General features: G+C 50.4%; 11 protein-coding genes and 1 pseudogene. 2 read left to right on the top strand and 10 right to left on the bottom strand.

Going from position 1 to position 19,736, the window contains the following annotated elements:
* The first annotated feature begins 327 nt into the window (after nucleotides 1–327).
* Nucleotides 328–1,272: a LysR family transcriptional regulator gene (locus QZT18_RS14155; protein WP_294148645.1), complete on the top strand. Its 945-nt coding sequence runs from the start codon at nucleotides 328–330 to the stop codon at nucleotides 1,270–1,272.
* Between the two features lie 224 nt (nucleotides 1,273–1,496).
* Here QZT18_RS14155 and addA read toward each other — a convergent pair whose 3' ends face one another.
* The 8 genes from addA to gltX form a co-directional block, all read right to left on the bottom strand.
* Nucleotides 1,497–5,183 carry a helicase-exonuclease AddAB subunit AddA gene (gene addA / locus QZT18_RS14150; RefSeq protein WP_294148644.1) on the bottom strand — a complete coding sequence of 1,229 codons (3,687 nt, stop codon included), beginning with the start codon at nucleotides 5,181–5,183 and terminating at the stop codon, nucleotides 1,497–1,499.
* Nucleotides 5,143–8,670 (bottom strand): helicase-exonuclease AddAB subunit AddB, encoded by a 3,528-nt coding sequence (addB, locus tag QZT18_RS14145; RefSeq protein WP_294148643.1) that lies wholly within the window; start codon nucleotides 8,668–8,670, stop codon nucleotides 5,143–5,145. The genes addA and addB overlap by 41 nt, the downstream gene beginning before the upstream one ends.
* Nucleotides 8,671–9,180: 510 nt before the next feature.
* On the bottom strand, nucleotides 9,181–10,638 hold the full coding sequence (rpoN, locus tag QZT18_RS14140) for an RNA polymerase factor sigma-54 (RefSeq protein WP_294148642.1): 1,458 nt from the start codon (nucleotides 10,636–10,638) through the stop codon (nucleotides 9,181–9,183).
* Nucleotides 10,639–11,102: 464 nt separating this feature from the next.
* A complete protein-coding gene (locus tag QZT18_RS14135) occupies nucleotides 11,103–11,447 on the bottom strand; it encodes a DUF1292 domain-containing protein (protein ID WP_125140924.1) in 345 nt (114 codons plus the stop codon).
* A gap of 374 nt (nucleotides 11,448–11,821) precedes the next feature.
* Nucleotides 11,822–12,490, bottom strand: coding sequence for a hypothetical protein (locus tag QZT18_RS14130; protein WP_294148641.1), 669 nt, complete (start codon nucleotides 12,488–12,490; stop codon nucleotides 11,822–11,824).
* Between the two features lie 88 nt (nucleotides 12,491–12,578).
* Entirely contained in the window at nucleotides 12,579–13,109 is a 531-nt protein-coding gene (locus QZT18_RS14125; protein WP_294148640.1) for a cob(I)yrinic acid a,c-diamide adenosyltransferase, read from the bottom strand.
* Between the two features lie 515 nt (nucleotides 13,110–13,624).
* Nucleotides 13,625–15,451, bottom strand: coding sequence for an ATP-dependent helicase (locus tag QZT18_RS14120; protein ID WP_294148639.1), 1,827 nt, complete (start codon nucleotides 15,449–15,451; stop codon nucleotides 13,625–13,627).
* A 348-nt stretch (nucleotides 15,452–15,799) separates the two neighbouring features.
* On the bottom strand, nucleotides 15,800–17,251 hold the full coding sequence (gltX, locus tag QZT18_RS14115) for a glutamate--tRNA ligase (RefSeq protein WP_294148638.1): 1,452 nt from the start codon (nucleotides 17,249–17,251) through the stop codon (nucleotides 15,800–15,802).
* Nucleotides 17,252–17,324: 73 nt separating this feature from the next.
* Here gltX and QZT18_RS14110 point away from each other — a divergent pair, with 73 nt between their 5' ends.
* Nucleotides 17,325–17,822 carry a hypothetical protein gene (locus tag QZT18_RS14110; protein ID WP_294148637.1) on the top strand — a complete coding sequence of 166 codons (498 nt, stop codon included), beginning with the start codon at nucleotides 17,325–17,327 and terminating at the stop codon, nucleotides 17,820–17,822.
* 100 nt (nucleotides 17,823–17,922) lie between these two features.
* On the opposite strand, the gene mgtE is transcribed toward QZT18_RS14110, so the two are convergent.
* Together mgtE and QZT18_RS14100 are read right to left on the bottom strand one after the other, a co-directional pair.
* On the bottom strand, nucleotides 17,923–19,290 hold the full coding sequence (gene mgtE, locus QZT18_RS14105) for a magnesium transporter (protein ID WP_294148636.1): 1,368 nt from the start codon (nucleotides 19,288–19,290) through the stop codon (nucleotides 17,923–17,925).
* A 255-nt stretch (nucleotides 19,291–19,545) separates the two neighbouring features.
* Nucleotides 19,546–19,736: pseudogene (locus QZT18_RS14100) on the bottom strand (hypothetical protein); the annotation flags it as partial.

Below are 19,736 nucleotides of genomic sequence, written 5' to 3'. Positions count from 1 at the left end.
TCTTTTATTATAAAGCATTTGATGGCGAAACGCCAGCCACCCTAAAACTTAGCGCTGTGCCGGAGGCTTTCGGAATGCCAGCGGGCACGAAATGTACTACGCCATCTTTAGTATCATTGAAACTTTGAAAAGAAGAAAAGTGGCGATACTGGAAAATAATAAACGGTTATTTATAGGCCTTGTTGATCCAGCCGCCAGGCTGAACTGTTACCGCCGGTGTTCTCATTTCTCCCCACCCTATTTCAAACATCCGCTCTTTGTGATATAATTGTCATAAAATGGTTATTGTATATGCACATTCCGAAGTCATTGCAGGAGGGGTTTACTATGAATATGGATATCAACTTAAAGCACCTGGAATATTTCATCACCGTTGCCAGGCTGGGTTCTATCAACAAGGCCGCACAGAGTCTTTTTATCTCCCAGCCCTATCTCGGGAAAATTATCAAAGAGCTGGAGAATTCGGTGGGCACCGTCCTTTTTCAGCGCACAAGAGGCGGCGTATCCCTGACCCCCGATGGGGAGGATTTTATGATACACGCCGAGAATATTATCCATGAGATGGAAAAGGTGGAGATGTTTCATGGCCCCGGAACCGATACCGACAGTTCACTGGTTGTGTCCATGACAAAATATTCCCACATTATGGAGAGCTTTATTGATGTCATCATAAAACACAGGGACAATCCCTCCTATATCCACAGGCTGAGTGAAGGAACCGCCGAGGAAGTGATAGAGGACGTCTATTCCGGCCAGGCCAATATCGGAGTCCTGCATTTTGACGGCAAACGCCACACGGAAGTAGCATCCAGACTTGCCTCTCAGTCTCTGGATTATAACTTTCTCTGCTATGTAAAACCCCATATCCTGATTTCCTGCAACCATCCTCTCCTCCAGGAAGGAAAGCCCGTCAATCTCCACACGCTGGCTCCCTATGGTTTTGCCAGGTATCTCGGACAATGCGAGGATTTTACATACCGGATTTTCTCCCAGGATTCCCAATATAATTTAAATTACGGCTCCCGGATCGCCTATCTCACCAGCCGGGCGTCCCTGCTGCACCTGATTTCCAGCAGTGATTTCTATGGGATCGGAATCCACGATTTTACCACACAGACATCCGCCTATCAGGTGCTGTCCATCCCCATCGACGACTGCAACGACAGAATTGAATTCGGCTATATCCTCCCAAAGGGTGTTCCCGTTAATCCGATGACACAGGAATTTATCGATGGGATTAAAAACCGGCTGAAAAATATAAAAGAAGCGTAAAACCAGTTTCGTATTTATTCGAAAATGCCGGATATAAAAAAGAGTCCGCTCATTCAATCTATCAATGCAGCGAACTCTTTTTCTATATTTCTTTTTTCTATTTTCCTTACTCAATGCGAAAGCAGCAGATATTTTCTTACGCAGTACGAAAACAGTAGTTTCCTGCTTAAAACAGTGAATTCCCGTTTACGCAGCGTACAAACGGCTGCTCCCCATACCCTGTTTCAGACCGCAACAAGCCCCAGCCTGTAGGAATAAATATATCTCTCCTTCACGTTTTTCCCCAGCATCTGGGTCAGCGCTTTTTCGTAGTAGTCAAGCTGTGTTTTGTAACGGCTGACCAGGACTCCCGTATTTTCCACATAATCGGTCTTATAGTCGACCAGAATGAGGCCGTCTTCCTCCTCGAACCAGGCGTCAATGATACCCTGGACCAGCACCAGTTCATCCGAGTCCCAGTCTCCCATTTCCCGGGCCGGGATTCCCATCACGAACTGTTTTTCCCGGTACAGCTTTCCGGCTTTTGCCGCAGCGGCCATCCTTTTTCCAAGCTCCGTCGTGAAAAAGCGGTAGATATCGGGAGGCCATATCATCTCCCTGGCCTCCTTTGTCAGTTTTCCAGCCTCCGTAAATCTGTCCAGCAGACTCCTTACATCCCCCTCCGATGTGACTTTATCAAAGGGAAGGAGTTCCATGGCGCGGTGATATGCCGTACCTCTCGATGTGCCTCCCTCCCGTACCTCCTGCTCTTCCATAAAGACGGGCAGGGTGGGAAGAAACGCCATCTCTTCGTCTTCCTCCTCCATCCCCTCTTTTTTCAGCTCGGAGACAGACATCTTTGTATTCAGTGTGACGTCGGCCTGACAGGGATATTTGAAATGGAACGATGTTTCCAGGCGTCTGCGGTATGCCCTGTCGTAAACGCGGTCGGGATCCTGGTTGAGCAGTTCCTCTTTGGAACCTTTTCTGAAAAGCTGTTCCTCTATCTCGTGCACCAGCTGCTCCCCGGCTTTGACTTCGGTCACTCTGATCCGGCATCCTTCCCGGGAAGCGCTCATCAGGATCCAGTCCAGGCAGGAACCCGCCATCGTCAGAATGGTACAGGGAACCTGGCCGTGATGGAGGGAAATCTGCCTCCATTTTTCCAGCCTGTTTTCCAGGTTTTTATCAGAAGCGGTCATAATCAGCTTTTCCTTGGCCCTGGTCAGCGCCACATAGAGGACACGCAGTTCCTCCCCCAGCGCTTCCAGCTCCATTCTCCGCTTCATGACATTCTTTTTGAGCGTAGGGCCTTTCAGGCGTTTCTCACTGTCCAGATAATCGGTTCCAATCCCGAATTCGGAATCGATCAGGATTTTCCCTCTCGTGTCCTGCCGGTTGAACATTTTCCCCATTCCGGCCACGAAAACAATGGGGAATTCCAGGCCCTTACTCTTGTGGATACTCATGAGACGCACCGTGTTTCCCTGCTCGTTCACCGTGGCGGCCTCCCCGAAATCCGTATTGTATTTTTTCAATTTCTCGATATATTTGATAAAATGGAACACGCCCCGGTAGCTTGTGGCCTCATAGGCGGATGCCTTTTCCACCAGCATATCCAGGTTGGCTCTCCTCGTCTCCCCGGCCGGCATGGCCGATACATAATCATAATAACCCGTCACGTCGAAAATCCGGTAGAGAAGGCTGTGCATCGGCAGATAGACGGCCATTTTCCTGAGTTCCACGAGAAGATCCATCGTTTTCCTTAAAATCCCGCAGATTCTCTCATCGTCAAATGGTTCACCGCCGCCTGAAAGAACCGGAGCGGCAGGTTCCGTCTCCCGTTCCGTCAGGAAATTTTTCACGGCCGGGTAGAGTCCCCTGTCACGCCCCTTCTCCGCATTCTTTTTATAGTCCGCGACAATGTGGGCCAGTTCCCCGTCCGTAATACCGCAGAACGGCGCTTTTAAGACGGCTGCCAGCGGGATATCCTGTATCGGGTTGTCGATAACGGCCAAAAGGTTCAGCACCGTTTCTACCTCAACCGTGTCAAAGTAGCCTGTCCTGGACTCTGCGAACGCCGGGATTCCCTGGGCCGCGAGGATTTCCGTAAAGCTCTCCGCCCAGCCGCTGACGCTCCTCAAAAGAATGACAATATCGCCGTATCTTGCGCGGCGGTAACCGTTTTCATCCTTGTCCCAGATCATCATTCCGTTCTCTTCGTCCGTCAGCTCCCTTATTTTTCCCGCGACCATCCCGGCCTCCAGCTCCCTGGCCGTATAATCCGAGATATCCTCATCCAGGGTTTCCAGTTCGCTTCCGGCCGTATTAATCAGAAGAAGCTCCGTATCCAGTTCTCCCGGTCCCCGTCCGTCGAGGGGTTCAAAGGATGCCCCCGCATGCAGGGCCGTCTCCTCGGTATATTCAATATTTCCGAGCTTTTCCGTCATAATCCTGAAAAAGATGTCGTTAATGCTCCCAAGAACCGTATCCCGGCTCCTGAAGTTCTGGTGCAGTTCGATTTTCTGATGCAGGCTCTCCTCCGCAGAGTAGCTGTGGTATTTTTCCAGAAACAGCTCCGGGCGGGCCAGCCTGAATTTATAAATGCTCTGTTTTACGTCCCCTACCATAAATACGTTCGGTGTGCCGAACCGCTCCCTGGAGACGCAGTGAATCAGGGTTTCCTGCACCAGATTGCTGTCCTGGTACTCATCGACGAGAATTTCATCAAACTGCCGGCTGAGTTCGTCGGCCACCGGACCCGGAATTCGTCCCTTATTTCCCCCGTCTTCGTCCCCGCCTCCCGCGGTGAGGACCTCCAGGGCAAAATGCTCCAGATCGCCGAAGTCCACGATGTTTTTCTCCCTTTTACGGGCGCGGAACCGCTCGCCGAATTCTTCCGCCAGGCGAAGGAGCATCAGAATCGACTCCTTTCCCGCCTCCATATCCTCAAGTATTTTCTCCGGGGATTCAAACAGGTACTGATCCTTCAGCTTTTCCACCGATTTTTTAATTCTCTTCCTGCATTCGGCCACCGCTTCTTTTTTATCCGGATCCACCATCACATTTTTCCCGCGTATGGCCGCCATCCTGGAAAATGTGAATTTCTCCGCCGCCTCACTGAAGTCAAGGAAGGAGCCGGTGGACCGAATCAGTTCCCTGACATGGAGCAGATCCTCGCTGATCATCGGAAGATAAGGCTCCGGCCCGTCTTCCTCCATGCAAAGCTCCGAGGCCTCCATTAACTGCCGCTCCCACTCCTCCGCCTGCATTTTGACATCCCTTAAGAGAAACTGCATCCAGTCCGTGCCGTTCAGCTCCCCGAAACCGGTATTCTCAAGTTCCTTCCGGCAATGCTCAAACCATTCGTCCGGCCACGGGTTACTCTGGGCAAATGTATACACCTGCAGAATATAATCCTCTATCCCTCCGTCTGCCTTCCCCGTGGAGTAGGTGTCCACAAAGCGTTCAAACGATTCCCCGCCGTTTGCATAGCTGTCTTCCATCAGCTCCTGCATGACGTCGGCGCGCATCAGAAGCATCTCACCCTCGTCGCCGACGCGGAATGCGGGGTCGATGTCCAGCCGGTCGAAATGCTCCCTGAGAATGTGGAGGCAGAAGCTGTCGATGGTCGTGATCTGTGCGAACTGCACCGTGACCGCCTGCTGCTGAAGATGTTCATTCTGAGGGTCTTCCCCCAGCTTTTTCTCAATTGCCGCCTGGATACGCTCCCGCATCTCGGCCGCCGCCGCCTTGGTAAACGTCATGACAAGCAGCCGGTCGATATCCGTCGGATTTTCATCCGTAATCATCCTGATTATGCGCTCAACTAAAACCGCCGTTTTACCGCTTCCCGCGGCGGCGGAGACGAGCAGATTTCTGTTCCGGCTCTCAATTACCGCCTTCTGTTCCTTTGTCCAGTTCACCGCCATCTTCTGCTCCCCTCCCTTCTGCTCCGTATTTGTCTATTTCCTGCCACACCTCTTCCGGGCTTACCTTGTCAAGCCTCCGGTATCCATACCCGTCCGTCTTTAGGTCAAAGCCGCAGACGCTGTGGTAGGGGCAATAATCGCAGGCCGTCCTGTTGCCGCTCTTATACGGCGCAATCGAAACGCGGCCGTCCAGAATCTCGCGCCCCATGCTTTTCAGTTTCCGGTTGACAAATGCCCCCAGGGCCTCGAACCGCTTTTCACCGGCCACCGATGACTTTCTGGCAATTTCATCATTTTTCACCGAAACGGGAACCACCGTGGATTCCTCTCCCTTCGGCGACGAGAAATCCAGCCGGTTGTCCAGATGGACGATTGCCTCCGGCCTTCCGTTTACCAGTCCGTTCATGCGCAGCTCGCCGAGTATCGCCTGTTTCGTCTCCTCCTCGCCCATGCCTTTCTGTCTGTCCACCATCGGATCCGCAATATTATAGTAAAAAATCCCGGCCGGAACCACCTTTTTGTCGGGGTGTTTTCTCTGCTCCTTCTCCAGGGCGGCGTCCATATAGACCACGAGCTGAAGCTGAAGCCCATAGTAAGCTTCCATCAGATCAAACTTTGTCTTTCCCGTTTTGTAGTCGATAATTTTCATGTAGAGCAGATCCCCGTCCTCACAGAGATCGACGCGGTCTATCCTTCCCTTTAAATGGATTGCCTCATCCCTGGACACCGGGATTTTCATCGCTCTCAGGTTATCTGCGGGGCTGAAGGTCACCTCAAAACCGGACGGCTCAAAGTCTCCCTTTTTAAGCTGCTCCGTCAATGCCCAGATTGTCCGGTCCGTGATGCGGTGGACCTTGCGCTCCAGATACTGGTTTCTCGCGCTGCTGGACATGATGGTATTGCCATAGTCCCTGGTTACGCTTAAAACGCACTCGCCAACCAGCTTTTTTCTGTCCTCATCCGATATTTCGCGGAAGGAGCGGTTTTCTTCCTTCATCCTCTTAAAATAAAGATCAATGGAGTTATGGAACAGGTTCCCGATGTCCGCGGCAGCCAGCTCATAGACGGGGCGTTCCGTAAGCTCCAGGCCATAGGCCAGGAAATGGGCATAGGCGCAGGATGCGTATTGCTCCATTCTGGTCACGCTGCCGTGGAGGATTGCGCTGTAAATCTCCTTTGCCGCCGTCCTGCCAATCCCGTGATCCTCATACGTATAAAACGACGCCTCGACCAGCTGTTTCATCGCCCCGCCGTGCTCTTCGGACAGCGAGAAAAAGCGGAACAGCTCCATAAAGCGGCCGTCCTCCCTGTTTTTTCCGTAATCTTTTAGTCCCTCTATCACCCGGCGTTTTCCAAGGGGCAGGGACCAGGCGGCCATCTGCCGTTCATCGGCCGACATCACATGCTTGTCGGGAAACATTTTTAAGACCTGGCCAATCAGGCCGGATGGACGCAGGCTTTTTCCGTCGCAGGAGGATAAAGCGTAGGACAGATAGAGACGATCGGACGGTTTTGTCATCACCAGGTACAGGTACAGTCTCTGCAGGAATCCCTCTTCCCTGGCGGTCGGAGCCAGTTCTATCTGATGCTTTTTAAGATTCCCGCGCTCGGCCTCCGTAAGGATTCCGCCGCGTCCCGTTACCGCGGGAATAATTCCGTCATTTACCCCTGCGAAAAAGAGAACCCTGATATGGGAAAGTCTCGTTCTCGTGATATCTCCGACTACAACGCGATCTACAACAGCCGGAATGAGGCCGACTTTTATCTCCTCAAATCCGGCATCCAATATGTCCGAATACTCTTTTTTTCCCACGGTTTCATCGCCCAGAAGCGCCGTGATTCTGTCAAACAGTTCGATGACAAGGCCGTAAATCTGGCTGTATTCCTTCTCCAGGCTCACCTCTCCGGCAGCGCTGAATTCCTTCTCATACCCTTTGAGCTTTTCTTCAATGTGAAGCGCCTCCAGAAAATACACCAGAGCCGCAGTTTTATCCTTTACCGTGGATTTTCTGTCCCCGAACACCTCTTTTAACGGACGGAGGGGCGTCAGTACTTCTTCCCGGAACGCATTCAGCTCGTCCAGATTAATGAGCTCCGCGCCTCTGTAAACAGACTCCCAGGGCGAATCCCACCGCTTATAACTGCGGATTCCAAGAGCCAGCACGTAATTCTCCAGGCGGCTCACCATCTCCTGGTCTTCCGTCACAAGACCCGTTTTTAAATACCGGAACACCGTCTCATAGGAGAAGTTTTTCTCCAGAAGTTCCAGCGCCGCCCGGAGAAGCTCCACCATCGGATTTCCCATGATGTTTTTCTTATAATCAATAAACGCCGGGATCCTGTTTGCCTCAAACTGACGTACCACCTCCCTGGAATAGGTATCCAGGGCTCCCGTGACTACGGCGATGTCACGGTAACGGTAGCCCTCCAGTTTGATGAGCCGCTCGATTTCCCCGGCAATCATTTCCACTTCTTTTAAAGGAGTGTCGGACTGGAATAATACGATTCCCGGATTCTTTGCGGCTTTTCCGGCCGTTTCCTCCGTTTTCCCGTCTTTTTCAGCGGCGTATTTCCGGCCGTGATACCGGAACAGCTCTTTTTCGATGAACTGAAGCTCCGGACTGTTTTTAAACCGCCAGGCGGGATACTCTTTCAAAAGGATATCCTCATCCCGACCCGCTCCGGTCTGTACCGCCAGATCCGTCAGCTTGCAGACCGTATGTTTACTCATATGGAAGAGATGCTGCGGTCCGCTCTCCTTATAAGGATTCTCCTCAGGATCCATTGTGATGGTCACAACGACTCTTTTGCAGTAGGTCAGCAGCAGCTCTAAAAGCCGGTACTGGACCGGGGTAAAACCGGTATAGCCGTCCAGTGTCACCACGCTGTCTTTGATAAGCTCCGACTGGGGCAGAACCCTGCACAAAAGCTCCAGGATTTCTTCCTTTACAATGCATTTCTTGTCTTCCGTATATTCCTTGAACGCCCGGTGCAGAACCGTCATATCATTCAGTTTCTGCCTGAGCATGGCGCTCCAGTTTTCCTTCTCGGCATCCGCCAGCAGCCCGTCCAGGATCTCGGCCGTAATTCCGTACTGGAAGAACTCCGACAGCATGGATTTCAGCTCGCCGATAAAGCCGATCTTTTCCAGGTGGCCGCCGAACAGCTTTAATTCCTTTTTCCTGCCCGCAGCCACCTTACGCAGGACCATGGATTTGCCCATGTCATCCAGGACCGCCAGGTTCTCCACCGCCAGCTCTTCGAATATTCTGTACGCCAGCCTCTCAAAGCTGACGATATCGATGTTCATCACACCGTGGCAGGGATGCAGCGTCACAATGTCTTTCTGGGTCTGCATGGTGAACTGCTCCGGGACGACGGCAAAATAGCGGCCGTCCGGATCAGTTCCGGCCTGCCGGATCAAATCCTCGTACAGGCGGCGTGTCTTACCGGAACCGGAACCGCCGATGATGAATTGTAATGACATTTATGTTCTCCTCTGGTTGTCATGTGCCGGAAACTGTTAGTTACTATTCACAGCCGTTATTCCGCGAGGTGTTTTCACGCGTATTTTGCGTGAAAATCCCGAGTTCTACGGCGCGACGCAACGAAAAGTGCGCGATGCGGACTTTTCATTACAATCAACGGTGCTTTTTACCGTTTCTGTGCATCGCGAAGCGTGTTGCTGTTTACAGAACTGCGGTTTTTGCAGGGCTGTGAATAGTAACAATTGTTATCATTTCTGTAGCTGCGAGGATAATGAATAGTTCCTCTTTTCTTTAGATTTTTTCAACAGTTTTTATAAATGTTTTATCCCCTGCACATATTTTAGTCACATATTTCCTGTATCATTATAAATGAACAAGGCAAGAGCCTTAGACAGACTTTTTCATACTCCGGCCAGCAGGTTTTACCTGCTGGCCCTCCCCCTTTTTAAGACCAGTTAAATTCTTTTTTCAGTTCATGCCCGGTATCCCGGTTAAATCCCTTCCCCTGATTACAATGTATTCTTGCGCTCAAACACTTTTCTTCCGGACGCATCGGCAATTCCGATGGCCTCCCTGTATTTCGCTACCGTTCTCCTCGATATCGAGAATCCGGCCTCCCCCAGTTTTTCCGCTAATATTCTGTCACTGTAGGGCTTCTTTTTGTCTTCGCCCGCGACCAGGATTCTGATCTGTTCCTTCACCGCTTCCGCTCCCGCGCCTGCTCCGCCGTCGTTTCCGGCCGCCTCACGGCTCATGTCTCCGGTCCCGTTTTCCCGGCTCTGCTTTCTCTTTCCATCTACCGGGATACTTCCCCGAGAGAAGAAAAACTGCAGTGGGAAGATTCCCCACTGGCATTGCAGGTATTTTTCCCGGACGGCACGGCTGATGGTGGATTCATTTAATTCCAGCTTTTCCGCCACGCTCCTCTGGGTCAGGGCGGTAAGTTTTCCCCTGCCCTCCTCAAAAAAGGCAAGCTGCGCCTTTAAAATTTCCCGTACCAGCAGATAGAGTGTCCTGTTCCTCTGTTCTACACAGTGGCATACCCACTCCGCCTGTTTTACTTTATTTTTAACGTATCCGGCCGCTTCCTCCGAATTCTCCCCCTTCATCAGGGTCAGATAATAGGGATTGATCGAAAGCTGGGGATATGTCTCATCATTAATGATAATCTCAAAGTGTCCCTCCGTCTTGACAACCAGGACGTCGGGGACAAGGTATTTCTGGTATTTTCCGCTCCCATATCCGCTTCCCGGCCTCGGGTTTAACGCACGGATCCGGTCACTGGCGGAAAGGACCTGGTCAATGCTGCATTTCAACTTTCTGGCAATGACCTCCATTCTGTTTTTCCCCAGTTCCTCCAGATAATCTTCAATGATCCGCCGGGCCAGCTTCTCTTCGTCGCTGTCCCCCTCCAACTGGATTAAGAGGCACTCCCTGAGGTTTCTGGCTCCCGCTCCTTTGGGCTCCAGCCTCCAGAGGACTTTCAGCAGACGTTCTCCTTCTTCTTCCGTAATCTTAAGCTCCCGGCATAAAAGAGGCAGCTCTTCGGTCAGATAACCATTGTCATCCAGATTTAAAATCATATACTCTAAAATGCGGAACTCTTCTTTTGATATTTTCATATAAAGAATCTGTTCCAGCAGGGATTCCTTCAAATCCATCTCCTGCCGTTCAGCCGGTTCAAAACGGCTGGCTTCATCCTGTTCGTCCTGATAATACTGGCGGTTCTGAGCGTCTACGCTCTGAAGTTCCTCCAGTTTCCTGATAAAGTCCTCGGTACTCTCCCCCTTGTCGTCCGACGTCTTCTCAGTGCGGCGCATTGCGTCGAGATCCACCACCGGATTCTCCAGCGCCAAATCTTCCAGATACTCCTTTAATTCCAGCTGCCCCATCTGCAGTATCTCCGTAGATTGGAGCATGTTCTGCGACAATGTCTGTTTTAGCTTCTGTTCCTGTCTGAGTTCCACTGTAACCACCCCTTCTATCCTCTGTCTGCCGTCAGGCCACGCACATCCACTGCGGACTTCTGCGCCGCATGCGCGAAGAAAGCGGCCTCAGGCGGCCGAGCTCATGCGCAGAAGTTCCAATAACGGAACTCTTTATTCCGGCAGTATATCCCTCCATTATCCCCATCTGCCTCTTTTAAATGTTGGATTGCCTGAAAACAGGCTTTTCACATTTTCCATCAGAGGTAATACCAAAATCTTCCTGTCATCTAAGAAAGAGTCCGGCTTGCCGGACTCACGCGCCGAGCGCGGCCGCATAGCGGCATATTACATCTTCGCGCGAGTGCGCATCCTCGCGGAGCGTTTTTAATTCATAGGATGTAATTTCCTATGAATTAAAAACGGCTCTCTCAGCACGGTGCAGAGAGAGCCCATTTTTTGATTGGCGGTGAAAGAAATGCGAAATGCAGTTTCCACCGTTTACTTTAATCGTCTAATTCGTCTTCTCCGACTACTTCATCGTACTCCTGCTCGTCTAACAGTTCATCGAAGGCATCGGCAACGATCTCATACTCATCGTCGTCTTCAATGTTTTCCAGATTCGGCTGTCCGTTCTCATCTTCTGAGTAACGGTAAAGATATACTTCTCCCTCTTCTGATTCGTCATCCGCATCCTCCATCGGAAGGAGAGCGATATATTCCTTATCTCCTGCCGGAAAGATAGTAAGTACGACACACTCCAGCTCTTTTCCGTCATCCAGGGTAAGGGTTACTGTCATCTCCTCCTGGTTGTCCGTCTCTTCCGGAGTCATATTCTTTTTATCTTCCATTTCAACCTCTTTCTTCTGCCCGCTTGGCAGGCAATCATAATAATGGCAATGAAAGCCGTATCAACCGTGCTTTCCATCGTTTTGCAACCGCAGCTTATCCCTGCTAATTGTTTCCAACTCCACTTTATCAGAGGCCGTAAGAAAAATCAAGGAGAATTTCACCTTATTTAGCACCTTATCTGTAATTGCGTTACTGTCCACTCCGTGCCCGGTAACACGCTTCGCGTTGCACAGAAACGGCCAAAACCGCCTTTTCGCGCCGCAACCCTCGGGTTTTCTGTGACTTTCGCTACGCCCCACTCACAAAAAACACTTCGCGGAGTACTGCCTGTGAGCAGTAACGTAATTGCAGACGGCCGGAATGTGCCGGATTTTTATTCCCTGCCATCCTCTTCCGATGAATTCTGCTGTTCTCTGTCTTCCGGATTCCCGTTTCCGGCCGTCGGCTCATTTTCCTCGGCCTCCCCGTTCGAGGCCGCGTCTTCCGAATAAGGGTTCTTGTATTCGGCCATCCGCTCCAGCGTCCCCGTCGGAACGCCCCTCACAAGGTGCATTTCCCCTTCCCGGTTCAATTTGATTACGGTAGACGCCGTCCTGTTAAACAGTATGTAAATGCAGAAGATCGCCTCACTGAACTCCATGACACAGGCCGTTGTCAGTGTGAAAATAAGGGAATATGGAAGCCAGAAGGACATCTGAAGAATCGAAACGCCTCCCGACACAATGCTGAATCCTCTTAAGCAGAGCATCAGGACGGCAATTCCCTTTCCCGCCTTCAGCATCCATGAATACCACAGGTAAAACACGAACGCACTGAATATCGTGAACAGCCCCTGCACAACCGACAGGCCGTAAACAATCGTAATCATAAGGTAATAAAGGCCGTAAAGAACCCTCAAACCGGTAAAAATCTTAACTATTGTAGTCAATTTCAGGTTTTCATTCAAATAGCCCGGAAACTGTCTTTCTATCTCCTGCCTGAAAGCCTCTCTCTCCTGCGCCGTCACCACCCTGGCGGGGGTTTTGCTCCTTGCGCCTTTCATCCTTTGTCCTCCTGTCCGGTTACTGCGCCGCCTCGCCGGCCGCGCAGACAGCGGACGCCATATCCGCTGTTGGTGATGTAATCTGGTACTAATATTCAATTCCTTTTCTCGCAGCCACCCCATTGTCAAATGGGTGCCGGATCTTTCGTATCTCCGATATATAATCCGCACGCTCTGTAAATTCCGGTAAAGGGTCCCTGCCCGTCATCACAACCTCCAGGTTCTCAGGACAGCCATCCAGGAATTCAAGAATCTGCTCCTTCTCAAGCAGCCCGCTCCGGACGGCGGCGCAGACCTCATCCATAACAAAAAGAGTCTGCCCCTCTTTTGCGCACCGAATCGCCGCGTCGGAGGCCTCTTTAAAAAGCTCCCGGTAAAAATCCGCGGCCTCCCGTTTCTGTTCCTCCGTCATCTGCCAGGTAAAACCGAATGTTTTCCTGCATGGAATTACCGTAATGCCCTTTATTTGCCTTAATGCGTCCACTTCGCCCGAATCGTCGTTCTTCAGGAAGCGGACGAGGACTGCGCGTCCTCCGCAGCCTGCCATTCTGACGGCCAGGCCGATGGCGGCCGTTGTCTTGCCTTTTCCGTCGCCGCAGTAGATGTGGGTGTATGACATAATGTTTTTTGCTCCTTTTAGTTGAAAAATGAGGACGGTGGTGTGAGGATGGCGGGCGGGACCGGGAAGGGGATCGATGGGGCTTCGGTCCTGGGTGGGATTGTCGCGTTCGGGGAAGAAGGGTGAAAATTTTCCTACGGGGACTCGCTTCCGCTTGTGGAATGCGAAACGGATGCTAGATTCGAAAAAACCTCATCAAGCACCGTCGGATTCCAAGGTCCCCTGCGGAAAGTTTTCACCCTTCTTCCCCCTTCCACTGTGTCGCACGGACCGAAGCCCCCGGTAAGTTTTCTCCCCACCCGTCATCCTCACGCCGCCTGACTGCCTCTTGCGTCAAGTGGGGATCACACTTGTCGCGGACATACTTATAGGATGCACCAAATGGTCATGGTAATACCCTTCAGTTCCAGCCATAGTCTTCCGGCTTCCCCACGCTCCCCCTTCCAACCGGAACTGAAGACACACACTTCCTCTCATCATCCCGCCGCCCCTCCGTTCCGTCGGCGGCATCGTTCTTATCCTAAATACTCCTCCACAAATCGTGATACTTCGACTTTTTTGTGGTATCTCTCTTTCACCGCGTACACATGCAGGCGCTCTTTGGCCCTGGTCATGGCGACGTAGAAGAGGCGTCTCTCCTCCTCGATATCTTCGTCTAACGCCGCTTTGCTGTGGGGCGTTACTCCCTCGTTGGCGTCGAGAATATAGACGATTTTGAATTCCAGCCCTTTTGAGCCGTGCATCGTGGCCAGTGTGACCGCATCTTCTTCCGATGTTTTTCCGGCCGATGCCTGGCGTTTCAGTTCTTCCGCATAGTCCTCGATATGGCGGAACCATTCCTCATATGTCTTGTATCCTGCGGCGCTCTCTTTGAGCTGATCCGCCGTCTCCAAAAGTTCCTCCGGCTTCATTCTGCGGAAACCGGCATACTCCTCCAGAAAATTGTCGTATCCGATTCCCTGGCGTATGTAGTTTACCGCTGCCAGAGGCGACATGCGGCTCACTGCTTTGAGATCGTATTCCAGATTCTCGATCCGGTCCACCATCCAGTCTTTTTCACCGTACCAGCTTTTCAGCTCTCCAAAATCCACCGTCTGGTTACGCAGGCTGTCGCGGCTGATATACCGGTTGGGACGGTTGATTATCTGAAGAAAATCGGACCTTTCCCGGCTTCCCAGGGCAATTTTTATATAGGTCAGTATATTTCTTGATATCCAGTGCTCATAGAGATTGGGCACGGTGTCTTTTGCCCTGAAGGGAAGATTATATTCCATCAGTTTTTCCATCAGGAGCCTGGGGCCTGAGTTGGTCCTGTAGAGAACTGCGATATCACTGTATTGATACCCGGCAGCCAGGTATTGCTTTATCTCCCCGGCAATCCGGTTGTTTTCTTCAAAGCTGTCCTGCCAGATCTTGGTGATAATATTTTTTCCCCTTGCACCTGCGGTCCTTATGTTCTTTTTGAAACGTTTTTCATTATTCTCAATCAGACGCAGGGAGGGACCTGCAATCTCTGCCGTACATCTGTAGTTCACATCCAGGAGAATGCGCTCCGCATTTTTATAATCTTTCTCGAATCCCAGCATAATCTCCGGTCTGGCGCCGCGGAAACGGTAGATGGACTGATCGTCGTCACCGACGATAAACAGGTTGTTTTCCGGTTTTGCGATGAGACGGATGATTTCATACTGCAGGCGGTTAATATCCTGAAACTCGTCAATCAGGATATAGCGGTACCGCTTCTGCCATGCCGCCAAAATATCTTTCCTTTCCCGGAACAACTGCCAGCACATGACCATCATATCGTCAAAATCAATGAGTCCCGACCGTCTCATCTGTTCCTCATACCCGCTGAAAATCCTCCGGAAGGTTTCATCCGGACAGTTTTTGGAGTAATAATGCCTCAAATCGATCATTTCTCCCTTTATGGAGCTGATCTCACTTAAAACAGAGGTGACAAATTCATTCTCGTCCTCCAGTTCCAGTTCTTCTTTCCCTGCCAGTTCCCTGATGAACTGCATCTGCTGTTCCGTCCGCACAATGTTCTGTGCCGTATAACGGTAAGCCAGCTTCAGTATCTGAAAAAAAATTGCATGGAATGTGCCGAAGGAAACTCCCCGCGCCGCTCCGGTCAGGCGTACATAGCGCTCCTTCATCTCCTCCGCGGCCGCCCTGGTAAACGTGATAACGAGAATATCCGACGGGTTGATTCTGCAGTCCTCCGTCAGATATTTGATCCTGTGTGTAATTACCGTAGTCTTTCCGGAACCTGGCCCCGCCAGTACCATCATCGGCCCGTCTCTGTGGCGTATCGCCTGTTCCTGTGTCCTGCCAAATTCCATTTACTGTTATCCTATCCTGTTTCTTTATCTGTTTCTTTATCTGTTTCTTTATCTGTTTCTTTATTTGATTTTTCTGGTTCTTCATCCAGTTCTTTATCTGCTTTTAATCTGGTTCTTCATCCAGTTCTTTATCTTATTTTAATCTGGTTCTTCATCCAGTTCTCTATCTTATTTTAATCTGGCTCTTCATCCAGTTCTTTGTCTGTCCTTCACCCATGCCTTATAGTTCAAAAGGAGTGCTCAAAATCCCCAGCACTCCTTTTGAAGCTATCTATTGATCACGGCGGTCTGAGCGCAGAGCACACAGGTTACCATTTATGGCAGTGAAAAACACATATCATGTTTTTATCACTTTGATAAGAGTTCAATTCCTTTTCTGATTCTCTTAAGGGATTCATCCTTGCCAAGTACTTCCATAATCTCTGTGGCTCCGGCAGGAGTCATCTGCTTGCCGGACACGGCCGTACGGATGGGCCACATCACGAATCCGGTTTTAACTCCCTTTTCTGCCACATAAGCGGAAAGGACTGCAAAGAGGCCGTCGTTGCTATAGTCTTCCTGTGCCTCCAGTACAGGGAGAAGCTCCTTCAGCACTTCGAGAGAAGTTTCTTTCGTTGTCTTCATCTTCTTGTGGACATACATCTCGGTGTCGTATTCCGGAAGTTCTTCAAAGAAGTCGATTTGAGCTTCAATCTCCGGGAGAATCTCAACTCTTGTCTTAACCATGGAGGCAATCTTTCTGAGATCCAGATCTTTGCTGATTACCTTCTTAATATAAGGCTCCGCTATGCCGTAGAAACGGTCGAAGTCCATTGCCTTGATATATTCCCCATTCATCCATTTTAATTTGACCATGTCAAATACGGCCGGAGATTTGCTGATATTCTTATAATTGAACTCCTTCACCAGCTCGTCCAGGGAGAAAATCTCCTGGTTGTTCTCAGGGGACCAGCCTAAAAGGGCTACAAAGTTGACAACAGCCTCTGAAATAAATCCCTGATCAATCAGATCCTGATAGGAAGAATGGCCGCTTCTCTTACTCAGCTTCTTGTGCTCCTCATTGGTTATGGTTGGACAGTGCACGTATACCGGGACCTCCCAGCCGAATGCCTCATAGAGACGGTTGTATTTCGGTGAAGAAGACAGGTACTCATTGCCGCGGACAACGTGGGTGATCTCCTGAAGGTGGTCGTCGACAACGTTGGCAAAATTGTAGGTCGGATATCCGTCGGATTTGATGAGAACCATATCATCCAGCTCCGAATTGTCTACCGAGATATCTCCGTAGATCTCATCGTGGAAGGTTGTCTTTCCTTCTCTGGGATTGTTCTGGCGGATTACATAAGGTTTGCCGGCCTTTAAATTTGCCTCAATCTCCTCTTTTGACAAATGGAGGCAATGCTTGTCATAGGTCATAATCTCTTCGCCGTTTACAGTCCTTTTAAGGCTGTTCAGACGTTCCTGGTCACAGAAGCAGTAATATGCCTCACCCTTGTCCAGAAGCACCTTCGCATAGTCCGTATAAATTCCGGCTTTCTGGCGTTCGCTCTGCACGTAGGGACCGTACTCTCCTCCGAGATCGGGACCTTCGTCGTGCTGCAGGCCCGTGTCCTTCAGGGTGTTGTAGATAATCTCCGTCGCACCCTCGACAAAACGTTCCTGGTCTGTATCCTCTATACGGAGAAGATAATCTCCATCCTCATGTTTTGCAATTAAATAAGCATATAATGCTGTTCTCAAATTTCCGACGTGCATCTTGCCGGTCGGGCTCGGGGCATATCTTGTTCTGATTTTCGTCATAGTTTCACACTCCTAATCTTTGATAGAGTCCATTATATAACGAAGAGGGAAAATTTACAAGCAGGGGATTTTATTGAAAAATCAGGGGAAGAGCGAAGCGGGGTGGACGGGATGTGAGGGCTTCAGTCCCGGATTAGGGGATCGTGGGCGGGGAATCAGGAAGAAAGAATCTCCTTTGCGAAAGGTGTCGGCCGGGACTGAAGACGCGGTACGTGCCGGCCATCCAGGTCCCGGGCGAGGGATGATTGCCCTTCTTTTCAAAGGGGGAGGGTATTGTCGCAGCCACTATTGTTTTTGGAACTTTAAAGTATTTCGGTTTCTTGTTTTTTCTTTTTCTGAATTTCTGGTCTTCTGTTTTTTCCAGGACTCCGTCGGTTCTGGGCCGCTGCCTGTTTCGCCCCTCTGTTTTTTATGCTACTTTGTCGGTTATGCTCCTCTGTCGCTTCTTCCCTTCTGCTGGTTCTGCTCCTTTGCCGGTGTCACTCCTCTTCTGGTGCCACTCCCCTATGCGTTCTGTCTCTCCGCTTCTCCTGCTTTGATGTATTTCCTCTTCCTCATCTTTCTTTTTTAAATGATCATAAAAGGATAAACCGCTCTTCTGAAGAATTTTTCTCCGCTAAGCCGGTTTATCCTTTTTCGCTACTATATAAAATTGAAATCTGGTTTCTTTTTTACAGCATCCCCAGCAGGCGGCTGGCCAGCTGGAAATAAATCATAAGGCTGCATGCATCCACGATCGTGGTGATCATTGGGGCGGCCATGATAGCCGGGTCCAGGTGGATTACTTTTGCCAGGATCGGCAGGGTGCAGCCGATGGTTTTTGCAATGATTACGGTAAAGAAAATGCTCAGTACAACGGTCAGGCAGATCAGCGTCTTTCCGGGATACTGTATCATCAGTCTGACGAAGTTGACAAGCGCCAGGCTGACGCCGCAGAGCACTCCCACGCGGAGCTCTTTCCATACTACCTGAAGGATATCGGCAGGTTCCACCTCACCGACCGCCATACCACGGATGATCATCGTGCTTGCCTGGCTTCCGGAGTTACCGCCCGTGTCCATCAGCATGGGGACAAAGGTTACCAGCAGCGGAATTGCGGCAAAGGCATTCTCGTATTTTAACAGGATTCCTCCCGTCACCATACTGCTGACCATCAGAATCATCAGCCAGGGGATACGGTTCTTTGCAAGCTGGAATACGCTGGTTTTCAGATACGGCTTCTCACTGGGGAGCATGGCGGCCATCTTCTCGAAGTCCTCCGTTGCCTCCTGTTCCATGACATCCATGACGTCATCGACCGTGATAATACCCACCAGGCGGTTTTCCTTGTCCACAACGGGAAGGCTCAAAAGTCCGTACTCGTTGAACGTGTCCACCACTTCCTCCCGGTCCTCCGTCGTATATGCCTTCATGACATGGACATCCATGATATCTCCCAGAACCGTGTCATACGGGTTCATCAGCAGATCCTTGACCGTTACAACGCCCTCAAGCTGTCTCTTTTCATCCATAACATAGCAGGTATAGATCGTTTCCTTGTCCACACCGTATTTCCGAATATAGGCAAACGCCTCTTCTACGGTCATCTGCTTTTTCAGGCCCACATACTCGGCCGTCATAACACTTCCGGCGCTGTTCTCCGGATAATTTAAAAACTGGTTGATGAGCTTCCTCGTATCGGGGCTTGAATTCTGCAGAACACGTTTGACAATACTGGCGGGAAGTTCCTCCACCATGTCAACCGCATCATCCACATAGAGGTCGTCAATGATACCCCTCAGCTCATAATCGGTAATACTTGTAATAATATGCTGCTGCTTGTCGACCGGCAGGCAGGCAAAAACCTCCGTTGCCAGTTCCTTCGACAGCATTCGGAAGACAACCACCGTCTTCTCCGAATCGAGTTCCTCAATAAAGGAGGCGATATCCACCTCATTCATCTCCACAAGCTGCGATTTCAAATCTCTGTACTTTTTATCGGCAGCCAGCTTCAGGAGCTCTTCAATTTTTTCTTCAATTTTGATCTCTTCATCTAACATGATCTTCCCCTTCCAAAATTTGTAACTGTTCAGTGCCTTCACAGTTACTGAATTTATTCTTTACTCATTTTGGAAACAGAAAAAACAACCTAAGAACGGCAGTGCCCACAACGAAAAAACGAAGTACGCGCTGCCTTCGGTTCAGGGTGGCTGCCATCTGATTCCGTCTTATGACTTCGGCCTTCCATTATGTTCACTCCTTTCATTTTTAACAAAATTTTTACACTTGCCAATGTCCTTTCTCATTATATAGATTCATCGGAAAAATAGCAACGTTTTTTCACGAAAAATCTTTGTAAAATGAGGATTTAACTGAGGAATGAGAACGCCGCCGTTAGGTCGGGGTTCGGGATGGTGAGGGGGAGGTTGTGAGTCTTCAGTCCCGGTTTGCAGGTTGTCGCAGGTGGGGAATCCGGGCAGAAAAAGTTCCTGCGGGAAACGCTTGC

This window comes from uncultured Clostridium sp. (assembly GCF_900547735.1).
GTDB lineage: Bacteria > Bacillota > Clostridia > Lachnospirales > Lachnospiraceae > Otoolea.
The sequence above is the reverse complement of the archived record's forward strand: the minus strand, read 5'-3'. Positions and strand labels throughout refer to the sequence as shown.